Source organism: Xanthobacter sp. DMC47 (assembly GCF_056313845.1).
Window position 1 is genome coordinate 152,540 of sequence record NZ_JBQUZM010000006.1, and the last position, 16,673, is coordinate 169,212.

General features: G+C 66.6%; 20 protein-coding genes and 1 tRNA gene. 9 read left to right on the forward strand and 12 right to left on the reverse strand.

From position 1 onward, the window contains the following. Nucleotides 1-14 precede the first annotated feature (14 nt). Nucleotides 15-869 carry a transporter gene (locus tag ACT54R_RS22860; RefSeq protein ID WP_168457860.1) on the reverse strand — a complete coding sequence of 285 codons (855 nt, stop codon included), beginning with the start codon at nucleotides 867-869 and terminating at the stop codon, nucleotides 15-17. A gap of 559 nt (nucleotides 870-1,428) precedes the next feature. Here ACT54R_RS22860 and ACT54R_RS22865 point away from each other — a divergent pair. From ACT54R_RS22865 to ACT54R_RS22875, 3 genes are read left to right on the forward strand one after another with little or no spacing between them, the layout of a single operon-like run. Then, nucleotides 1,429-2,265 (forward strand): hypothetical protein, encoded by an 837-nt coding sequence (locus ACT54R_RS22865; RefSeq protein ID WP_476330569.1) that lies wholly within the window; start codon nucleotides 1,429-1,431, stop codon nucleotides 2,263-2,265. 54 nt (nucleotides 2,266-2,319) lie between these two features. After that, nucleotides 2,320-2,937 carry a chromate transporter gene (locus tag ACT54R_RS22870; protein WP_476330572.1) on the forward strand — a complete coding sequence of 206 codons (618 nt, stop codon included), beginning with the start codon at nucleotides 2,320-2,322 and terminating at the stop codon, nucleotides 2,935-2,937. Then, nucleotides 2,934-3,485 (forward strand): chromate transporter, encoded by a 552-nt coding sequence (locus tag ACT54R_RS22875; RefSeq protein ID WP_168457863.1) that lies wholly within the window; start codon nucleotides 2,934-2,936, stop codon nucleotides 3,483-3,485. Before ACT54R_RS22870 ends, ACT54R_RS22875 begins: the two co-directional genes overlap by 4 nt. 12 nt (nucleotides 3,486-3,497) lie before the next feature. Here the strand turns inward: ACT54R_RS22875 and ACT54R_RS22880 are convergent, their stop codons facing one another. The 3 genes from ACT54R_RS22880 to ACT54R_RS22890 all read right to left on the reverse strand — a co-directional run bounded on the left by ACT54R_RS22880 (nucleotide 3,498) and on the right by ACT54R_RS22890 (nucleotide 5,463). Beyond that, nucleotides 3,498-4,019, reverse strand: coding sequence for a DUF192 domain-containing protein (locus ACT54R_RS22880; RefSeq protein WP_476330575.1), 522 nt, complete (start codon nucleotides 4,017-4,019; stop codon nucleotides 3,498-3,500). Continuing rightward, the gene (locus ACT54R_RS22885; RefSeq protein ID WP_476330578.1) at nucleotides 4,019-4,594 is read right to left on the reverse strand and encodes a cold-shock protein; all 576 of its coding nucleotides are present in this window, start codon (nucleotides 4,592-4,594) and stop codon (nucleotides 4,019-4,021) included. Before ACT54R_RS22885 ends, ACT54R_RS22880 begins: the two co-directional genes overlap by 1 nt. 98 nt (nucleotides 4,595-4,692) lie before the next feature. Further along, on the reverse strand, nucleotides 4,693-5,463 hold the full coding sequence (locus ACT54R_RS22890; RefSeq protein WP_476330581.1) for an SIR2 family NAD-dependent protein deacylase: 771 nt from the start codon (nucleotides 5,461-5,463) through the stop codon (nucleotides 4,693-4,695). A gap of 65 nt (nucleotides 5,464-5,528) precedes the next feature. Between ACT54R_RS22890 and ACT54R_RS22895 the strand changes: the two genes are divergently transcribed. The 4 genes from ACT54R_RS22895 to ACT54R_RS22910 all read left to right on the forward strand — a co-directional run bounded on the left by ACT54R_RS22895 (nucleotide 5,529) and on the right by ACT54R_RS22910 (nucleotide 7,966). Further along, the gene (locus ACT54R_RS22895; protein WP_024278979.1) at nucleotides 5,529-5,951 is read left to right on the forward strand and encodes a VOC family protein; all 423 of its coding nucleotides are present in this window, start codon (nucleotides 5,529-5,531) and stop codon (nucleotides 5,949-5,951) included. Nucleotides 5,952-6,136: 185 nt separating this feature from the next. Then, nucleotides 6,137-6,211 (forward strand) — tRNA-Glu (locus ACT54R_RS22900). Between the two features lie 289 nt (nucleotides 6,212-6,500). Beyond that, nucleotides 6,501-7,619, forward strand: a complete 1,119-nt coding sequence (locus tag ACT54R_RS22905) for a trypsin-like serine protease (protein WP_476330583.1) — start codon at nucleotides 6,501-6,503, stop codon at nucleotides 7,617-7,619. A gap of 23 nt (nucleotides 7,620-7,642) precedes the next feature. After that, entirely contained in the window at nucleotides 7,643-7,966 is a 324-nt protein-coding gene (locus ACT54R_RS22910) for a hypothetical protein (RefSeq protein WP_476330586.1), read from the forward strand. Nucleotides 7,967-8,009: 43 nt separating this feature from the next. Here the strand turns inward: ACT54R_RS22910 and ACT54R_RS22915 are convergent, their stop codons facing one another. From ACT54R_RS22915 to ACT54R_RS22925, 3 genes are all read right to left on the reverse strand, one after another. After that, nucleotides 8,010-8,783 carry a queuosine precursor transporter gene (locus tag ACT54R_RS22915; protein WP_476330589.1) on the reverse strand — a complete coding sequence of 258 codons (774 nt, stop codon included), beginning with the start codon at nucleotides 8,781-8,783 and terminating at the stop codon, nucleotides 8,010-8,012. A 99-nt stretch (nucleotides 8,784-8,882) separates the two neighbouring features. Then, on the reverse strand, nucleotides 8,883-10,079 hold the full coding sequence (locus tag ACT54R_RS22920) for a class I SAM-dependent RNA methyltransferase (protein ID WP_476330883.1): 1,197 nt from the start codon (nucleotides 10,077-10,079) through the stop codon (nucleotides 8,883-8,885). A 20-nt stretch (nucleotides 10,080-10,099) separates the two neighbouring features. After that, nucleotides 10,100-10,876: a TlyA family RNA methyltransferase gene (locus ACT54R_RS22925; RefSeq protein WP_476330592.1), complete on the reverse strand. Its 777-nt coding sequence runs from the start codon at nucleotides 10,874-10,876 to the stop codon at nucleotides 10,100-10,102. A gap of 57 nt (nucleotides 10,877-10,933) precedes the next feature. Between ACT54R_RS22925 and ACT54R_RS22930 the strand changes: the two genes are divergently transcribed. Together ACT54R_RS22930 and ACT54R_RS22935 are read left to right on the forward strand one after the other, a co-directional pair. Then, nucleotides 10,934-11,620, forward strand: coding sequence for a hypothetical protein (locus ACT54R_RS22930; RefSeq protein WP_476330595.1), 687 nt, complete (start codon nucleotides 10,934-10,936; stop codon nucleotides 11,618-11,620). Nucleotides 11,621-11,714: 94 nt separating this feature from the next. Further along, entirely contained in the window at nucleotides 11,715-12,197 is a 483-nt protein-coding gene (locus tag ACT54R_RS22935; RefSeq protein ID WP_168457870.1) for a hypothetical protein, read from the forward strand. Between the two features lie 36 nt (nucleotides 12,198-12,233). On the opposite strand, the gene ureG is transcribed toward ACT54R_RS22935, so the two are convergent. The 5 genes from ureG to ureC form a co-directional block, all read right to left on the reverse strand. Next, nucleotides 12,234-12,857 carry an urease accessory protein UreG gene (gene ureG / locus ACT54R_RS22940; RefSeq protein ID WP_476330598.1) on the reverse strand — a complete coding sequence of 208 codons (624 nt, stop codon included), beginning with the start codon at nucleotides 12,855-12,857 and terminating at the stop codon, nucleotides 12,234-12,236. Then, entirely contained in the window at nucleotides 12,854-13,573 is a 720-nt protein-coding gene (locus ACT54R_RS22945; protein WP_476330601.1) for an urease accessory protein UreF, read from the reverse strand. The genes ureG and ACT54R_RS22945 overlap by 4 nt, the downstream gene beginning before the upstream one ends. Continuing rightward, on the reverse strand, nucleotides 13,566-14,261 hold the full coding sequence (gene ureE, locus ACT54R_RS22950) for an urease accessory protein UreE (RefSeq protein WP_476330604.1): 696 nt from the start codon (nucleotides 14,259-14,261) through the stop codon (nucleotides 13,566-13,568). The genes ACT54R_RS22945 and ureE overlap by 8 nt, the downstream gene beginning before the upstream one ends. 64 nt (nucleotides 14,262-14,325) lie before the next feature. Continuing rightward, complete coding sequence (locus ACT54R_RS22955; RefSeq protein WP_197024034.1) at nucleotides 14,326-14,865, reverse strand: Dps family protein; 540 nt, start codon at nucleotides 14,863-14,865, stop codon at nucleotides 14,326-14,328. Nucleotides 14,866-14,952: 87 nt separating this feature from the next. Further along, nucleotides 14,953-16,665 (reverse strand): urease subunit alpha, encoded by a 1,713-nt coding sequence (gene ureC / locus ACT54R_RS22960; protein WP_476330608.1) that lies wholly within the window; start codon nucleotides 16,663-16,665, stop codon nucleotides 14,953-14,955. Nucleotides 16,666-16,673: the final 8 nt, after the last annotated feature.

Sequence of the window (16,673 nt, forward strand, 5' to 3'; positions counted from 1 at the left end):
GGCCGCTTCGGGATTTACTTGTGCAGCAGCGCCGTCTGCTGGGTCGGCGCCGGCGGGTTCCAAAGCGGAACGATGATGCGGCCCCACAGTCGCGTATCGTTGCCGCCGTAGTTCTGCTCATAGACGTCGGTGGTTAGGTAGGCCTGCAGGATCACCGGCCCGAAGTCATAGCCGACAAGACCGCCGATCGCGAACTGGCTCTGCTTCTGGTAGAAGGGGATCGGGTTGTTCAGGTCGGTCGAATAATAGGCCACCGGGCCGATTTCGAACTTTCCGAACTTCTTCGTGGCGGTCAGATCGACGTTCAGGAAGTTCGGATTGATCGTGTTGCTGACGCCGTTCGCCTGGATGCCCCAGATGGCGTTCGCCGTCAGGTTCCAGCCATCCGCGGTATAGCTGAGGGCGAAGCGCTGGTTGAACGAGGTCGAATCGAAAGCGACACCCGTATTCACGCCGAGATAGAAGCCGGCCATGTAGCTGAAGCCGAAGCCGTTTCCGAGATCCCACGCCACCTGGGCGGCAAAGAACGGATTATAGAATCCGGAAGTATAATCGCCGTTCTGAACACCGACGCCCACCACAGGAACCGCCGTCAGAAGCTGCAGTCGTCCGCCGAACAAGAACACGGGCGTGGCCCAGGCGAGTACTGGAATGTCTACGCCGACGCAGGTGCTGTCCGGCGAGGTATTGCGGCAGCCGTAGTCGGCCGTATTGACCGCATACACACCTTCCGGCAGCGGCGCGCCGGCCGCCAGACCCACGGTTTCACCTGGCTGGGTCACGGAGCCGGCGTGTGCGGGCAGGGCTTCGGGCAGCATGGCTGCCGCAGACAAAGCGGCTACGGCCGCCATTCTTGCGAATGTCGTCATTTCTTCCTCCGAAAGGCGGAGCCCTGGACCGCCGTCCCAACGGCAGGGCTCGTCGCTGGCGCTTCCTTCGGCGCTAATGCGCCGCTCTCTTTTCAGCCCAAGGCATCGAGGCCATGGACAGCATCCCTGCCCGGCCCGCGAACGGGAGACGAGCGGAGTGGGCACTTCGGACAAACGCCCGGAGTGCAGAGGCATCAAACGGGGAATGCTAACGGCAGCGTGTCACGACCTTAGCGGCGCGGGGATAAAACCCAGGCGCCGCTCGGGACCTTCGAGGATGCCCGGTATCCCTTGTCCGGGTCCTTGAAGCCGAAGCGGCTTTAACGTTAGCCCAATTTAAGTGCAGGCAATACTCTTCAAGCGGTCAGGCCGCCCAAATCCAACGCAAACATGTCCGCTGTGACGTTCATGCAACAGTGCCCGAGCTTTGCCGGTGCTCAGTTGCAGATGGAGCGCGGCGAGGCAGTGGACATCTGGTCGCGGGCGACGGAATGTGTCGGCCTGCTTCGGATTCTGGGGTTCTAGCGAATCCGGCATTACCCAAGGTGAGCACGACGCCATGCTCGACATTCACTACCGTGAATACAAAATTCTGCTCCGGCCGCAGCAGTTCTACTCGCCCAAGCGTTTTGAGGACTATTGGGACGAGGTGAAGGCGGTCGCCAAAAAGCACGGGGTCGGCGTCGTGACCAACAAGGACGCCTTCCATCGGCAGGTCCGCGAGGTCCTGTTTTACGATACCCCCGACTTTGACCTGTACCGGAATTCCTTCATCCTGCGCAAACGCACGTTCTATGACGACGGCTGGCCGCGTCCGGAACATGAACTCGCCCTGAAATACCGCAGCCCCGATCGCGAGAAGGCGACCGCGGTGGAGATGGCGCCGCGCATCACCGGTGCGGTCCAGGTAAAGTTCAAGGAAGAAATTCTTCCCCTCAAGGACGAGCTGGGCGGCACCCGCTCGCTCTTCTCGCACAATTGCATCATTACGTCGCTCGGTGCGGTCCTGAGCCCGGCCCTGAAGAACATCATGACCATATTCCCCTCCATGTCGGCGGTGGATGCGGACGGCGACTCCCAGATCGACCTCGTGAACAGCATGGCAGTGGAAGAAATCCAGGTGGACCCCGGCCACTTCGACTTCGGCCACGGCTATGAGGCAAAGGCGACGATCGCCATCTGGCGCAACCGCGCGTCCGAGCAGTCCCTGGTGGGGGAATTCGCCTTCCAGGCGAAGTTCGACCACTACAGCGAGATCAACGACAAGGCGAAGCGCCTCTCGGAGGAGTTCTTCCGCGACGTGCAGAACATGGCGCCCGAATGGGTGCAGCTCGGCACCACAAAGACCGCGATGGTCTATGGCATCGGGGCCAAGGAAGTCGCCCACTCCGAATAGGGATCACGGCGGGCCCCACCGGCCCGCTCACCTTCACCCTCCCGGCGAAAATCCATGAGCGTCACCGAGCCGCCGATCCCAGCACCACCTCCCGCGCCCCCCGCCCCGCAGGACGCGCCCGCAGCGCAGGTTTCCCTTCTGGAAATCTTCATCACCTTCCTGATCATCGGCGGCATCAGCTTCGGCGGCGGCGTGGTGGCCTATCTGCGCAACGCGTTGGTGGTGGACAAAGGCTGGCTGGACGAGGAGGAATTCCTCACCGCGCTGGAGATTTCCCAGGCCCTGCCCGGCCTTAACGCCACCAACATGAGCGTCATCGTCGGCGATCGGCTGCGTGGTCCGGTGGGCGCGATCGTCGGCTTCCTCGGCATGACCCTGCCGGGCGGCCTGCTCGTGTTCGCGCTGGGCATCGTCTATGTGTCGAACCACGGCAACCCCACCATGCACAGCATCCTCGCCGGCATCGGTGCCGCCGCCGTGGGGCTGCTCGCAGCGGTGACGGTGCAGATCGGTCACAAGCAGCTGGAGCACCTCAGGGAGATCCTGCTCATCCTCATCACCGTGGTGATGGTGAGCTTCCTCCACGTCTCGCTGGTGCTGGTGCTGCTGACCGTGCTGCCGCTTGCCCTCTTCATCTATCGTCCGGGCCGTGGGGAGGCTGGCGAGCCGTGAACAACAATCCTCACACTGACCTCAGCATCCTCGGCGTCTTCTCGCTCCTCTCGCTCCTCGCCATCGGCGGCGGAACGGCCGTGCTGCCGGAGATGAAGGCGCTGACCATCGATGCCCACCACTGGCTCACCGATGGCCAGTTCCGCGACATCTACAGCCTCGGACAGGTCGCACCCGGGCCGAACATGCTGATGGTGATCGTCATCGGCTATCACGTCGCTGGCACGCCGGGGGCGATCCTCGCCTTCACCGGCTTCTTCCTGCCGGCTTCGGTGCTGGCGCTCGGCTCCTCGCGGCTGTGGAACCACTTCGACGGCTCGCCCTGGCGTCTCGCCCTTCAGAACGCGCTGGCCCCCATCGTCGTCGGCCTGATGGCCGCCGGCACCGTCGCGGTCGCCCGAACCGCCATCACCGGCACCGAGACGACGCTGATTGCGGTGGCAGTGTTCGTCCTCGTGTATTTCGGGCCGAAGATCATCGGGAAAAAGGTCAACCCGGCGCTCTACATCTTCGCCGGCGGGCTCCTCGGCTACCTGACCCTGAAATAGGCGGCGAAGCCCCTATTTGGCCGGAAACATGGGGTGGGCGATCTTGTCGCCGGCCTTGATGCCGAGCTTGCGGGCCTCTCCACCGCCGATCTCCAGCACGGCGCGCACCGGCTCACCAGAGGAAATGGTCTCGGTGGAGAGCGGCGTGGTCATCGCCGCAACGCGGGCGATGCTGCCATCGGCGCGGATGAACACCATGTCCAAGGGAATGAGGGTGTTTTTCATCCACATATAGACCGGCTGGTCGACCTTGAAGTCGAATAGCATGCCGCCCCGCTCGGGCAGCGTCTTGCGGCACATGAGGCCCTGGGTGCGCTGCTCATTGGTGCGCGCGACCTCCACCTGGAAGGCCAGGACGCCCTTGGCGGTGACGATCTCCAGCGGGTCCAGCGCCGGATTGGGATCGATCTTGATCTGGGCGCACTCGGCTTCGGCCGCGCGGGCGACTGCCGGAAGTCCGGCCATCGGAACGGCGAGCGCGAACGCGAGCGTAAGGGTGGCCGCCGTGGCGGCCCGCGAGAGAATCTGGATCATCAATTGTTCCCGCTGGGGCCGCCGTCGGCCTTCACTTCCGCAGCCATCAGGCCCTTGGAGCCGTCGCCATAGCGCACCAGCACGCTCTGGCCGGGACGCAGCTCGGTAAGGCCGTGACGGCGGAGGGTTTCCATATGAACGAAGATGTCGGGCGTGCCGTCGCCCTGGGTGAGGAAACCGAATCCGCGCAGCCGGTTGAACCATTTCACCGTGGCCCGCTCGAAGCCGCTCGTGGGCTCGACCACGTCGCGGGTGCGGGGTGCGGCCGGCGCGGTGTGGACGGCGGTCGACAGGTCGAGCGAAAGTACGCGGAAGGCCTGGCGCCCCTTGGCGCGCTGGATGGCCTCGCACACCACGCGGGCGCCCTCCATGGCGGTCTGAAAGCCGTCGCGACGCAGGCAGGTCACGTGAACGAGGACGTCGGGGCCGCCGTCGTCGGGCACGATGAAGCCGTAGCCCTTCGACGCGTCGAACCATTTGATGGCGCCGGTGACTTCGACGAGCCCGGCCGGCTCCTCGGTCCCGTCCTCCGAGCCGGCGGTCCGTGGCCCCAGCCCCAGTGCGTCAGACCCCATGACCACCCCGAAACTACGCGCGGCGGCGCACACGTTGCCGCGGAGACGGTAGGATAGCAACTGAATGGCGCAACGCCCACCCTCTTCGCGCGCCTTCCTCACCCATCGCCGGCAAACGGCGCGAGCACGTCGCCGATCTCGGTGCGGACCACCAGATCGGCCATGTCGTCGAACTCCGTCGGCTCGCGGTTGAGGATCACCAGCCGTGCCCCCTTCTTGCGCGCCTTGAGCGGGAATCCCGCCGCCGGAAAAACCACCAGCGAAGAGCCGATGACGATGAACAGGTCGCTGGCCATGGTCAGCGCATCGGCCCGCGCCATCTCCAGCTCGGGCATCGCCTGGCCGAAGGAAATGGTCGCCGCCTTCACCGGCCCGCCGCACTCCGGGCAATCCGGAGCGATGCCACCCGCGGCATCGAAGCGCGCCTTCACCCAGGCGAGTTCGTAGCGCGTGCCGCAGTCGAGGCAGGTGGCGTAGGTGCCATTGCCGTGCAGTTCCACCAGCGCGTCGTCCGGCACGCCGGAGGCCTGATGCAGGCCGTCGATGTTCTGGGTGATGACGCCGGCAAGGCGCCCGCCTCCCATGAGCCGGGCAAGGGCCCTGTGCCCCCGGCCGGGCCGCGCACCGGCGAAGGCCTCCTCCATGGCGAACTTGCGCCGCCACGCCTCGTTGCGCGCGGCCTTGTGGGCGACGAACACATCGAAGGGAATGGGCTTGTTCTGCGTCCACAATCCGCCGGGGGAACGGAAATCCGGAATGCCGCATTCCGTGGAGATGCCCGCCCCGGTAAAGGCGACCGCCCGCGCGGACCCGTCGAGAAGTTCCCGCAGGCGCTGCTGCGCCCCCTTGAGATCGCCTTCATAGATCATACGTCACCTGCTACTCCACCCCGGCCGGTCCGCCGGCTTGCCCCCTCATACGGACGAGACCCCCGATGCGCTTCCTGCACACCATGGTCCGCGTGACCGACATCGACCAGTCGCTGGACTTCTACTGCAACAAGCTGGGGCTCAAGGAGGTGCGCCGCAAGGAGGTGCCGCAGGGCCGCTACACCCTCGTCTTCCTCGCCCCTCCCGGCCAGGAGAACGTCGCCGAGATCGAGCTGACCTATAATTGGGACAAGGAGCCCTATGGCGAGGGTCGCAACTTCGGCCATCTCGCCTTCGAGGTGGAGGACATCTACGGCCTGTGCGAACGCCTGATGGCCTCCGGCGTCACCATCAACCGCCCGCCCCGCGACGGCTACATGGCCTTCGTGCGCTCCCCGGACAACGTCTCCGTCGAACTGCTGCAGAAGGGCGGCCCCAAGCCCCCGGCCGAGCCCTGGGCCTCCATGCCCAATACCGGCAAATGGTGAGGGCCTGAGGCCCCTCGGATGAGCCGCGGCACCGTCCCGCAGGCGGCCACCTGATCCCGGGCCGCGCCTTTCGCCCACAGGGTAAATGCGCGCGGCTTTGGATAATTCCCCCACAGGCTTGCAGCCAAGCCGCCCGCCCCCTATAAGGACGCCCTCTCCGGTGGCCAAAACCCCGGAGCGGCCGCGCGCCCTTCGTCTATCGGTTAGGACGCCACCCTTTCACGGTGGAGAGAGGGGTTCGACTCCCCTAGGGCGCGCCAGTTTTATAGTCCACGCGACGATGTGGTCCTTCCCGGCATATTGCACCCCTGCGCGTATTCAGAGGCTCCCGTCCCTCTCGCTGCTCCGCGCCTTCCGCTTGGCAGGCAACACGGGTCGTCCCCCATTTGCGGTATGCGGATGACCCTGGGCGGAGTGATTGTAACGACAGTTCAGCGAGGCCCCTCTCCGTTCAGACGCATCTGTTCGATGAACTCAGATCGGTATCGCGGATCATTCCAATAACAACGTTCCGGATCCGCGCCTGCACGGCAGCGGGGGATGTGATCCATGCTGTCAAAATCAATCCAGATCACCGTGACTGCATCGTCGATACTGCTTGTCACCCTCATCGGCTCGCCCAGAGCCGAGGCGCAGACCGCCCAAAACTGCCGGAATACATCGGAGGGCCGCGTCTGCGAGATCAGCCAGCCCCTCGTGAACGGTGACCCGCTCGATGTCGCGACCCTCAAGACGCGCGGGCTGGTGATCGTGAATGGCGGCTGCAGCGGCATCCTGCTGAACCGCTACTGGGTGCTCACCGCCCGCCATTGCACTACCAACGAACCGGCCGGCGCGACCGGAGCGGTCGATATCGGCTCGCCGGAGTTTCCAGCCAATCAGATCACGATCACCGCCGCCTGGGACCCGACGCTGAGCGCGCAGGCGTCCGACTATTATGAATTCGCGGTCAACCGAAACCTTGGCCCTGGCGCCATCCCGGCCCGCGATATCGTGATGGTCTATCTCGGCCTTGGCGATTTCGGTGCGGTGAACGGCATCCTGCCCTACATCGCCGAAGCCGAGGGGACGGCGCCGGATCGCTGGACGGGTGTTCGGCTTCAGACGAGCGACCACGTCATCCAGAACGGGCAGGGCTTCGGCACCTTCGCGAGCGGTGCCTTTCTCGCGAACGGGCGGCCGGATCCGAGCAATCCTCCGCAGCAGGCGGCGGGGCTTGGAACATACCGCAGCGGCCAGTTCACACCTTCCAGCATCACCGAGACCGGCTATTCGCTGGTCTTGAACTCCGCCGCCCAGGTCGGACAGGGCGGCGACAGCGGCGGCCCGACCCTGGTCGACCGGCGCGACGGCCGCGGGCTCGCGGTGGCCGGCGTCCAGTCCACCTGCAGCGCGACGGGCTACGTTTCCAATGCGCCGACGCCGGCCGGCGCTTCAAATCCGGGATGGATCTGGGCGACCGGGATCTCCAGCTGCCACTACGTCTCGGTGGAGCCTCTGGTGCGCGAAATCGGCGAAGCCATGGCGCGCGCACCGGTCTGCAAGACCGACGCGGAATGCACCGCGCAGGTTCTGCCGCTCATCCTCGACTACGTGCGGGACGAAGCCCCCAGCGGCGGGAATTCCAACCTGACGACCATCGTCAACTACCTCACCGACCACCAATGACGCCGAACTCAGGAGAAGCCGAAATGATCACCCGTATCGTGTGGGGCTGCGCAATCATTCTCGCGACCAACCTCGGCGTCAGCCAGACCGCCCGTGCCCAGCAGATCACCGTGACGGCAGGAACCGTGCTCAATGCCTTCGCCGATCCGTCCGATTTCGTAGTGGAGATGGACAAGGCGGGTCGCTGCGGCTCGAAATATTTCCATATCCAGCGCGCGAAGACCAACTTCAAGGAAGTCACGGCCGTGATGCTCACGGCTTTCACCACTGGAAAGCCCTTCACCGGCTTCATCGAGAGCTGCGCCGGTGACCGCAATATTCTCAGCCACGGCGAAGTGTCCCGCTGACCCGGCAAGGCGCTCGCGGCCGGAGCGCCCCTTCGGCCTCGCCTCACACCTTCACCCGGAACGGCGTGAAGTCCGTGCCCACGTCGTACACGTCAACGCCCTCCCGCCGCTTCATGAAGCCGACGATCTTGTAGGTGACGGGCGTGAGCACCGCTTCCCAGCCCACCTTGAGCAGGTAGTTGGAGACCATGACCGTCAGCACGAGGTGGGTGTCCCACACCCCGAGGAAGGCGAGCGGGTAGAAGATGAGGCTGTCCACGGCCTGCCCGACGATGGTGGAGCCGATGGTGCGGGTCCAGAGCATCCGGCCTCCCGTGAGCACCTTCATCCAGGCCAGCACGAAGGCGTTGGCGAACTCGCCGCACCAGAAGGCGAGGATGGAGGCGAAGAAGATGCGGGGCGTCTGGCCGAACACGCTGGTGATGGCATCCTGCCCCGTCCAGCCCGGCGCGGGCGGGATGGCGACGACGATGGCCGTCATCAGTGCCGCATAGACGGACGCGGCGAAGCCCACCCATACGATGCGGCGGGCTCGGGCATAGCCGTAGACCTCCGTCAGCACGTCGCCGAGCACATAGGACAGGGGAAAGAACAGCACCGCCGAGCCGAACACGAACGGACCGACGAGGGGCAGTTCTACGACCGACACCTTGGCGGCGCCGACAAGGTTGGAGCAGATCAGGATGACCGCAAAGGCCACCATGCAGTAGTCGTAGTAGCGCAAGCGCTTGCCTTCGAGGGCGCGCGCCTCCACCGGCGTGATGCCGGCGCGGGTCTCGACGCCATCGACGCCGAAGGGGGTGTTGTCAGAAAGCATGTGGGGCAGCCTCGATGCTGCACCGCATTAAACCGCAAAGTGCAGCCCAAGCCCAGCTGGCGCAGCGGAAGCCGGCCCGAAGGCTCAGCGCGAGCAGGGTCAACGCGAGAAGGTCGCCACCAGCTCGACATGGGCTGAATAGCGGAACTGGTCCACCGGCACCACGCCCTCCAGCCGCATCCCGCCGGCCACGAGAAGCGCCGCATCCCGGGCGAAGGTGGCGGCATTGCAGGAGACGTAGACGAGGCGGGGAAGCCGCGAGACCGCAAGCTCACGCGCCTGCGCCTCAGCGCCCTGTCGCGGCGGATCGATCACCACGGCATCGAAGGCGGCAAGCTCGGCCGCCATCAGCGGGCGGCGGAACAGGTCGCGCGCCTCGCCTTCCACCGACTTCAATCCCGGCGTGTGGCCAGCCTTGAGCAGAGCGGCGAGCGCACCGGCATGGCTTTCGGCGGCGAACACGCGCGCCGTCTCGGCAAGGCGCAAAGCGAAGGTGCCCACGCCCGCGAACAGGTCCGCCACCTTGCGGGCACCGGCCATGCCTGCCGTCACCCGTTCCGCCAACACCCGCTCGCCCTCCGCCGTCGCCTGGAGGAATGCGGCGGGCGGCAGATCCACCCGCGCCCGGCCCATGGCGAGGCGGGGCGGTTCGCGCTGGATGACGAGTTCACCATGGCGCGTCAGCCGGGCGAGGCGGAAGCGGTCGGCGATCACGGCGAGATCGGTGAGGAGCGCGGGCGGCAGCGGGCCGGAACCGCGCACGTCCATGTCCAGCCCGGTATCGGTGGCAATGATCTGGAGATCGAGCGGCTTCTTCAGCGGCGCCAGCGCCTCGGCCACCGCGCGGGAGGCCGGCAGCGCCTGGTCGAGGCTTGGGGCCAGCACGGGACAGGCGTCGATGGCAACCATGGCGTGCGACTTGCGCTCAGCGAAGCCGACCACCGTCCGCGCGCCATACTGGCGGGCGTGGAAGATCACCCGGCGCCGCCCGGCTCCATGCGCGTCGATCGTGGGGGCGACGTCCGCCTCGATCCCCTCGCGGGCGAGGGGATCCACCACCATCTGCCGTTTCCAGGCGAGATAGGGCGCGCCCTCCCAATGCTGGAGCAGGCAGCCGCCGCAGCGGCCGAAATGGGGGCAAGGGGGCTCCACCCGCTCGGCGCTGGGTTCGATAACGGCATCGAGGCGGATGCGCTCGCCCTCCGCCTCCCCGCGCACCAACTCACCGGCGAGGGTAAGCGGCGCGAACAGCGGACCGGTGGGGCCACGGACGATGCCATCGCCCTGCGCGCCCATGCGCTCGATGCGGAACTCGGTCACGGTCGGATGGCCCCCACGAGATATTCCTGATTGCCGTCGCCACCGGCGATGGGCGACGGGATGCGGCCGAGACCGCGCCAGCCCTGCGCCGCGATCTCCTGCTCCACCTTGGCGCAGACCTCTTCCCGTACCGCTGCGTCGCGCACCACGCCCTTGCGGACCAAGGCGCGCCCCGCCTCAAACTGCGGCTTCACCAGCGCGACGAGCCGCGCGCCGGGCGCTGCGAGCGAAAGTGCGGCCGGCAGCACCAGCGCCAGCGGAATGAAGCTGACGTCGATGACGATGAGGTCGAAGCCGCCCGGCACCAGGGCGGGATCGAAGGTGCGAATGTCCGTTTCCTCGAACAGGCGGACGCGCGGATCGTCCCTCAGCCGGGCATGGAACTGGTCGCGCCCCACATCCACCGCATGCACCCGGCGCGCACCGCGGCGCAGCAGCACTTCGGTGAAGCCGCCGGTGGAGGAGCCGACATCCAGCGCCTCGGCGCCGGCGGGATCAATGGCGAAGGCGTCGAGGCCCGCCGCAAGCTTGAGCGCGCCGCGCGACACGTAGTCGTGGACGTCCTCTGCCTCGATCCGCGCGCCGATGTCGATCTCCGCCGAGGCCTTGACCACCACGACGCCATCCACCTTCACCAGCCCGGCGGCCAGCGCGGCCTGGGCACGGGCGCGGCTGTCGAACAGGCCGCGCTCGACCAGAAGCCGGTCGAGCCGCATGCGCCGGCCGGCGTCCTGTTCGCCGGCACGGGCCGAATGCGAATGAGGTTTCAACATTTTTTGCCGCAGGGCTCCCTGCCCGATGTCGCGGGCGGCCGGGGGCCGTGATATGCGATGGCTGCGGGGGAAGCAAACACCAGTCGACAGTTGCGATTCGGAGGCCGGAGGCGCGTTCGCCCGGCGTCCGGTTCGGTTGACGATGCGGCAAGGGGCAAGGACCCGGTGGCAATGGGTGGATGGTTCTACGGCCGGTGCGCGATCCTTGCGGTCGCCACGGCGTTTGTGCTTGCCCCGGTCCCGGGCGAGGCTGCGCCGAAATCCACCGGCAAGTCCGGCGGAAAAACCGAGTCCAAAAAGGCTGAGTCCAAGGCTGATCCGCGGGTGTGGATGGTGGTCAAGGTCGACGAGACCTATGTGCTGCGCTTCGGCCTGCCGCGCACCGCTGATCCCGTCTTCGCCGTTTCGTGCCAGCCCGGCGCGCAGCTGATCCAGTTCACCGCCGAAGTGGCTTCGGGCAAGGTGAAGGCTGGTGATGGCGTCGCGCTCTCCCTCGCAGCCGGCAAGCGTCGGCTCGAGCTGGCCGCGTCCGCCTTCCGGGGCTCGGCGGAGGGCAAGGTGGTCGTGGAAGCGGCGGTCGCGCTCGACGGCCGGGTCCTCGACCTCTTCTCCGATGCGGACAATCTTGTCGTGCGCCTGCCAGGGGCCACCGAAACCTATCCGCTCTCAGGTGCCAAGCCCAAGCTGCCGGACTTCCGCCGTGCCTGCCTCGCCACGATGCCTGCTCCCGCCGACCGCAGATAAATTACTGATAAATAAAGAAAAAGACCGACAGACGCGGCATCTTTCCCTTTTGGGCCGAGCCGTTATGATCCGTCGCCGAAATAGGGACACTGACATGCTTCGTATTGCTCTCGCCGCTGCCATCTCCCTGCTCGCCATTGCCGGCCCCGCCGCCGCGCAGGACAAGCCGGCGGAAAAGATGACCTGGCACATCCAGGACAGCGAGGACACCGCCGCCCTGGTGTTCGGCGTGCCCGACAGCGACAAGGCTGCGATCTTCTTTCTCTGCCAGAAGGACGGATCGGCCATCACCGTCCAGTCCATGATCGGCTCGAAGGATCTGACGCGCGGCGCCGAGACGGCGATCGTGCTGACCGCAGGCAGCGTCAAGAAGAGCTTCCCCGGCAAGGCAGTCGCCATGGAAGAAGGCGACGCCGTCAACGTGGAGGCTCCGGCGCAGATGGCCGACCTGAAGGCACTGGTGAAGGCCTCAGGCACCCTGAATATCGAGGTGAAGGGCGCCAAGCGGGCCATTTCCCTCGCTGGCATCGGCCCGGGCGTCACCAAGTTCGAGACCGCCTGCAAACCCAAGAGCTGAAAAGCCAAGAGCTGAGCGGCTAGGCTCGCACGCGCCTCAGGCGGCGCCGACGAGCCCCCCGGCCTTCTCGATGAAGGCAGCCACCACCTCCACCCCCACGCCGTTGCGGATGGAGGAGAAGACGTAGGGCCGGCCCGCCCGCATCCGGATGGTGTCCGCTTCCATCACCTTGAGATCGGCGCCGACCATGGGCGCGAGATCGGTCTTGTTGACCACCAGCAGGTCGGAGCGCGTAATGCCCGGCCCGCCCTTGCGCGGGATCTTCTCTCCCCCCGCCACGTCGATGACGTAGATCGTGATGTCCGCCAGCTCGGGCGAGAAGGTCGCCGCGAGATTGTCGCCGCCGGATTCGATCAGCACCAGATCAAGGTCGGGGAAGCGGGCGTTCATGTCCGCGACGGCGCGCAGGTTGATGGACGCATCCTCACGGATCGCCGTATGCGGGCAGCCGCCGGTCTCGACACCGAGAATGCGCTCTGGCGGCAGTGCGCCGGCGACCGTCAGAAGCCGCGCGTCTTCCTTGGTGTAGATGTCGTTGGTGATGGCGCAGAGGTCGTAGCGGTCGCGGAAGGCCTTGCACAGCGCCTCCATCAGCGCGGTCTTGCCGGAACCGACCGGGCCGCCGACACCGACGCGCAGGGGATTCTTGCCGGAACTCATGAGCGGAACAGCCTCGTATACAGGGTTTCGTGGCGAAAGCTGCCGAGATCGGCGCGGAAGGTGGCGCTGCCGAGATCATCCAGCGTGAGGGCGGGGATGTCCGCCGCGAGCGCGCGGACCGTCGGGGCGAGGCCGGCGACGACGCGGGTGCCCGCCGTCTGCCCCACGGGGGCGAGGCGGATGCCGGACGACACCAAAGCCTGCACCAGCGCCAAGAGGAAGCCTTCCAGCGTCGGCGCGAGCGGAATGCCATGTGCCCCCGCCGCCAGCCCCACCGCGACGGGATAGGCCACCTCCCCGGAGAGAGCACCAGCCGCAGTCTCCAGCGCTGGCGAAGGCCATGCCGCCCGCACGGCATCGAGGAAGGACCGGCCCTGCTGGCAGGTTTCCAGCCTCAGCTCGGCGGATGGCGCGAGGCAGACGGCAAGCGCATTGATCTCGCGGATTGCTGCCCCGTCTTCCGCCACCGCCGCACGCCACGCATGGGCAAGCAGGATGCCGTCCGATCGTCCGAACCCGAGGCGCATCAGGTCCGACACTTGCGCCGCGAGGGTCGCCTCATCCCGCACGTCGCCGGCCTCCACCGCCCATTCCAAGGCGTGGGAATAGGCATAGGCGCCCACCGGGAAGGACGGCGAGAGCCAGGCGAAGAGCGGGAGCAGGTCGGGTTGCGCGGACCCGCCCTCGGCCGGCGCGTCGCCGGGCAGATCAGCCATGCTTGTGGTCGTGCCCGCAGCCGGGGCCGTGGACATGGCCTTCGGCGGCGTGGGCATGGTGATGGTCATGATCATGGGAATGGTCGTGGCCATGCTCATGGGGATGATGGTCGTGCGCGTGATCATGACCGCATCCGCACGCATCGCCGTGCGCATGGCCATCATGCTCATGCCCAAGGTGTTCATGACCATGATGGTCGTGATCGTGGTGGTCATGATCGTGATGCGCGTGGCCATGCCCGCCATGGGCGTCGGCGGCCTCATAGGCGCCCTTCTCGGGGCGGAAGGGCCGCGTCACCTTGGCGACGCCTGCACCGAGGCCGCGGACCATCTCGGTGAGCACGTGGTCGTCGACGAAATAGACGGCGGTCTCGGTGATCTCCGCCGGAACATGCCGGTTGCCGAGGTGCCAAGCCACCTTCATCAGCCGCAGCGGATTGGCGGTGGTGACCTCCACGAGGTCCTCGGCGGCTGCCTTGATGCGGACCAGGCGGCCGTCCTCCAGCTTCACCGCGTCGCCGTCGTCCAGCACGGTCGCCTTGTCGAGGTCGAGCAGAAACGAAAGGCCGCCGTCCGCCGTGAAGGCGAAGCGGCGGCGATGGCGCGCGTGGTGGTCGAGGGTGATTTCGTCCGCCACCTTCTCCGGGCGGACGGCGGGACGGCGGACGACGGTGGTGGCGCGGATCATCGGGTTACTCCGGTACAGCCGCCCGAGCGCCCTGCCCCACCGCGTTCGCGGGGTCCGGCTGCGCTCAGGTGGCGCTGTCCTGCCGATTCTGGTTGGTCTCGAACAGGAACCACAGGCGCTTCTCGGCCTCGTCCACATATTCTTCCAGCAGGCTGGCGGTGGCAATGTCCTCCGCCTCGTCGCAGATCTCGTGCGCTTCGCGCATGGTCTTGATGGCCGCCTTGTTGTCGGCGATCAGCTCCGCGAACATGGCCTCCGGCGAGACGTAGGGCTCGTTGTTCTCCTTGAGCCCCGTGAGCTTCAGGATCTCGCCATAGGAATGCACCGTCCGGCAGCCGATCTTGCGCACGCGCTCGGCCAGCGGGTCAATGGTGGCCTGGATGGTATCGGCCTGCTCGTCGAGCAGCAGGTGATAGTCGCGGAAGTGCTTGCCGCTGACGTGCCAGTGGAAGTTCTTGGTCTTCAGATAGAGCACGAAGCTGTCGGCCAGAACGCGGTTGATGGCATCCGCCACCTTCTGTGCCTTGGCGCTGTCGAGGTCGGTGGGGGTGGCGAGGGCAGAGGTCTTCGCCGGCTTCTTGGACAATGAACGAACGACGGCCATGGGTGTGGCTCCTCAAATGAAGCGTTGCAACACCCGCTGGAACGAGGAGCCACGGCGAAGGTTCCGCGGCGCCGTGGCGATATTCGCTCAGAACAGGAAGTAACGCTGCGCCATGGGCAGAACCTCCGCCGGCTCACAGACCAGCAGTTCGCCGTCCGCACGCACGTCGTAGGTCTCGGGATCGACCTCGATGTGGGGCGTGGCGTCGTTGTTGATCATGCTCTTCTTGGAGATGCCCGAGCGGGTGTTCTCCACCGCCACCAGTTCCTTGGCGATGCCGAGCCGCCCGGCGAGGCCGTCCTCGATGGCCACCTTCGAGACGAAGGTGAGGGAGGTGTGGGTCCGCGCCCGGCCATAGGCGCCGAACATGGGGCGGTAATGCACCGGCTGGGGCGTGGGGATGGAGGCGTTGGGATCGCCCATCTGCGCAATGGCGATGGCGCCCCCCTTGATGACGAGGTCCGGCTTCACGCCGAAGAAGGCCGGCGTCCACAGCACGAGATCGGCGAGCTTGCCTGCCTCCACCGACCCGATGTGCCGCGACATGCCATGGGAGATGGCCGGATTGATGGTGTACTTCGCGATGTAGCGGCGGGCGCGGATGTTGTCGCTGTCGGTCTCGCCCGGGAGCGGGCCGCGCTGGCGCTTCATCTTGTCTGCCGTCTGCCACGTGCGGATGATGACCTCGCCCACCCGGCCCATCGCCTGCGAATCCGAGCTCATCATCGAGAGCGCGCCGATATCGTGGAGGATGTCCTCCGCGGCAATGGTCTCCTTGCGGATGCGGCTTTCCGCGAAGGCGAGATCCTCGGCGATATCGGGATCGAGGTGGTGGCACACCATGAGCATGTCGAGATGCTCGTCGATGGTGTTGCGCGTGAACGGGCGCGTCGGATTGGTGGACGAGGGCAGCACGTTGGGCAGCCCCGCCACCTTGATGATGTCGGGCGCATGTCCCCCGCCCGCCCCTTCCGTATGGAAGGCGTGGATGGTGCGGCCCTTGAAGGCGGCGATGGTGTCTTCAACAAAGCCCGACTCGTTCAGCGTGTCCGAGTGGATCATCACCTGAACGTCCAGCGCATCGGCCACCGACAGGCAGCAATCGATGGCGGCGGGCGTGGTGCCCCAGTCCTCGTGCAGCTTGAGGGCGGCGGCGCCGGCCAGCACCATTTCCTCCAGCGCGCTGGGCAGCGAGGCGTTGCCCTTGCCGGCGAAGGCGAGGTTCATGGGGAAGGCGTCGGCCGCCTCGATCATGCGGGCGATGTGCCAGGGGCCGGGTGTGCAGGTGGTGGCGAAGGTGCCGGTCGCCGGCCCCGTGCCGCCGCCGAGCATGGTGGTGACGCCGGAGGCCAGCGCCTCCTCGATCTGCTGCGGGCAGATGAAATGGATGTGGCTGTCGAACCCGCCGGCGGTGAGGATCTTGCCCTCGCCCGCGATGATCTCGGTGCCGGGTCCGATGATGATGTCCACGCCCGCCTGCACGTCCGGGTTGCCGGCCTTGCCGATGCGGGCGATGCGCCCGTTCTTCAGGCCCACGTCCGCCTTCACCACCCCCCAGTGATCGAGGATGACGGCGTTGGTGATGACCGTATCCATCGCCCCGTCGGCATTGGTGACCTGCGACTGGCCCATGCCGTCGCGGATCACCTTGCCGCCGCCGAACTTCACCTCCTCGCCATGGACGGTGAAATCCTTCTCGATCTCGATCACCAGCGCGGTGTCGGCGAGGCGCACCCGGTCGCCCGTGGTGGGGCCGAACATGTGGGCATAGGCGGCGCGGGGCATGCGGCCGGTGGTCATGGTCTCGC

Coding starts and splice junctions, on each gene's coding strand:
- ACT54R_RS22860 (WP_168457860.1), bottom strand. CDS start 869: ATGACGACATTCGCAAGAATGGCGGCCGTAGCCGCTTTGTCTGCGGCA.
- ACT54R_RS22865 (WP_476330569.1), top strand. CDS start 1,429: ATGCTCGACATTCACTACCGTGAATACAAAATTCTGCTCCGGCCGCAG.
- ACT54R_RS22870 (WP_476330572.1), top strand. CDS start 2,320: ATGAGCGTCACCGAGCCGCCGATCCCAGCACCACCTCCCGCGCCCCCC.
- ACT54R_RS22880 (WP_476330575.1), bottom strand. CDS start 4,019: ATGATCCAGATTCTCTCGCGGGCCGCCACGGCGGCCACCCTTACGCTC.
- ACT54R_RS22885 (WP_476330578.1), bottom strand. CDS start 4,594: ATGGGGTCTGACGCACTGGGGCTGGGGCCACGGACCGCCGGCTCGGAG.
- ACT54R_RS22890 (WP_476330581.1), bottom strand. CDS start 5,463: ATGATCTATGAAGGCGATCTCAAGGGGGCGCAGCAGCGCCTGCGGGAA.
- ACT54R_RS22895 (WP_024278979.1), top strand. CDS start 5,529: ATGCGCTTCCTGCACACCATGGTCCGCGTGACCGACATCGACCAGTCG.
- ACT54R_RS22905 (WP_476330583.1), top strand. CDS start 6,501: ATGCTGTCAAAATCAATCCAGATCACCGTGACTGCATCGTCGATACTG.
- ACT54R_RS22910 (WP_476330586.1), top strand. CDS start 7,643: ATGATCACCCGTATCGTGTGGGGCTGCGCAATCATTCTCGCGACCAAC.
- ACT54R_RS22915 (WP_476330589.1), bottom strand. CDS start 8,783: ATGCTTTCTGACAACACCCCCTTCGGCGTCGATGGCGTCGAGACCCGC.
- ACT54R_RS22920 (WP_476330883.1), bottom strand. CDS start 10,079: ATGGGCGCGCAGGGCGATGGCATCGTCCGTGGCCCCACCGGTCCGCTG.
- ACT54R_RS22925 (WP_476330592.1), bottom strand. CDS start 10,876: ATGTTGAAACCTCATTCGCATTCGGCCCGTGCCGGCGAACAGGACGCC.
- ACT54R_RS22930 (WP_476330595.1), top strand. CDS start 10,934: ATGGCTGCGGGGGAAGCAAACACCAGTCGACAGTTGCGATTCGGAGGC.
- ACT54R_RS22935 (WP_168457870.1), top strand. CDS start 11,715: ATGCTTCGTATTGCTCTCGCCGCTGCCATCTCCCTGCTCGCCATTGCC.
- ureG (WP_476330598.1), bottom strand. CDS start 12,857: ATGAGTTCCGGCAAGAATCCCCTGCGCGTCGGTGTCGGCGGCCCGGTC.
- ACT54R_RS22945 (WP_476330601.1), bottom strand. CDS start 13,573: ATGGCTGATCTGCCCGGCGACGCGCCGGCCGAGGGCGGGTCCGCGCAA.
- ureE (WP_476330604.1), bottom strand. CDS start 14,261: ATGATCCGCGCCACCACCGTCGTCCGCCGTCCCGCCGTCCGCCCGGAG.
- ACT54R_RS22955 (WP_197024034.1), bottom strand. CDS start 14,865: ATGGCCGTCGTTCGTTCATTGTCCAAGAAGCCGGCGAAGACCTCTGCC.
- ureC (WP_476330608.1), bottom strand. CDS start 16,665: ATGACCACCGGCCGCATGCCCCGCGCCGCCTATGCCCACATGTTCGGC.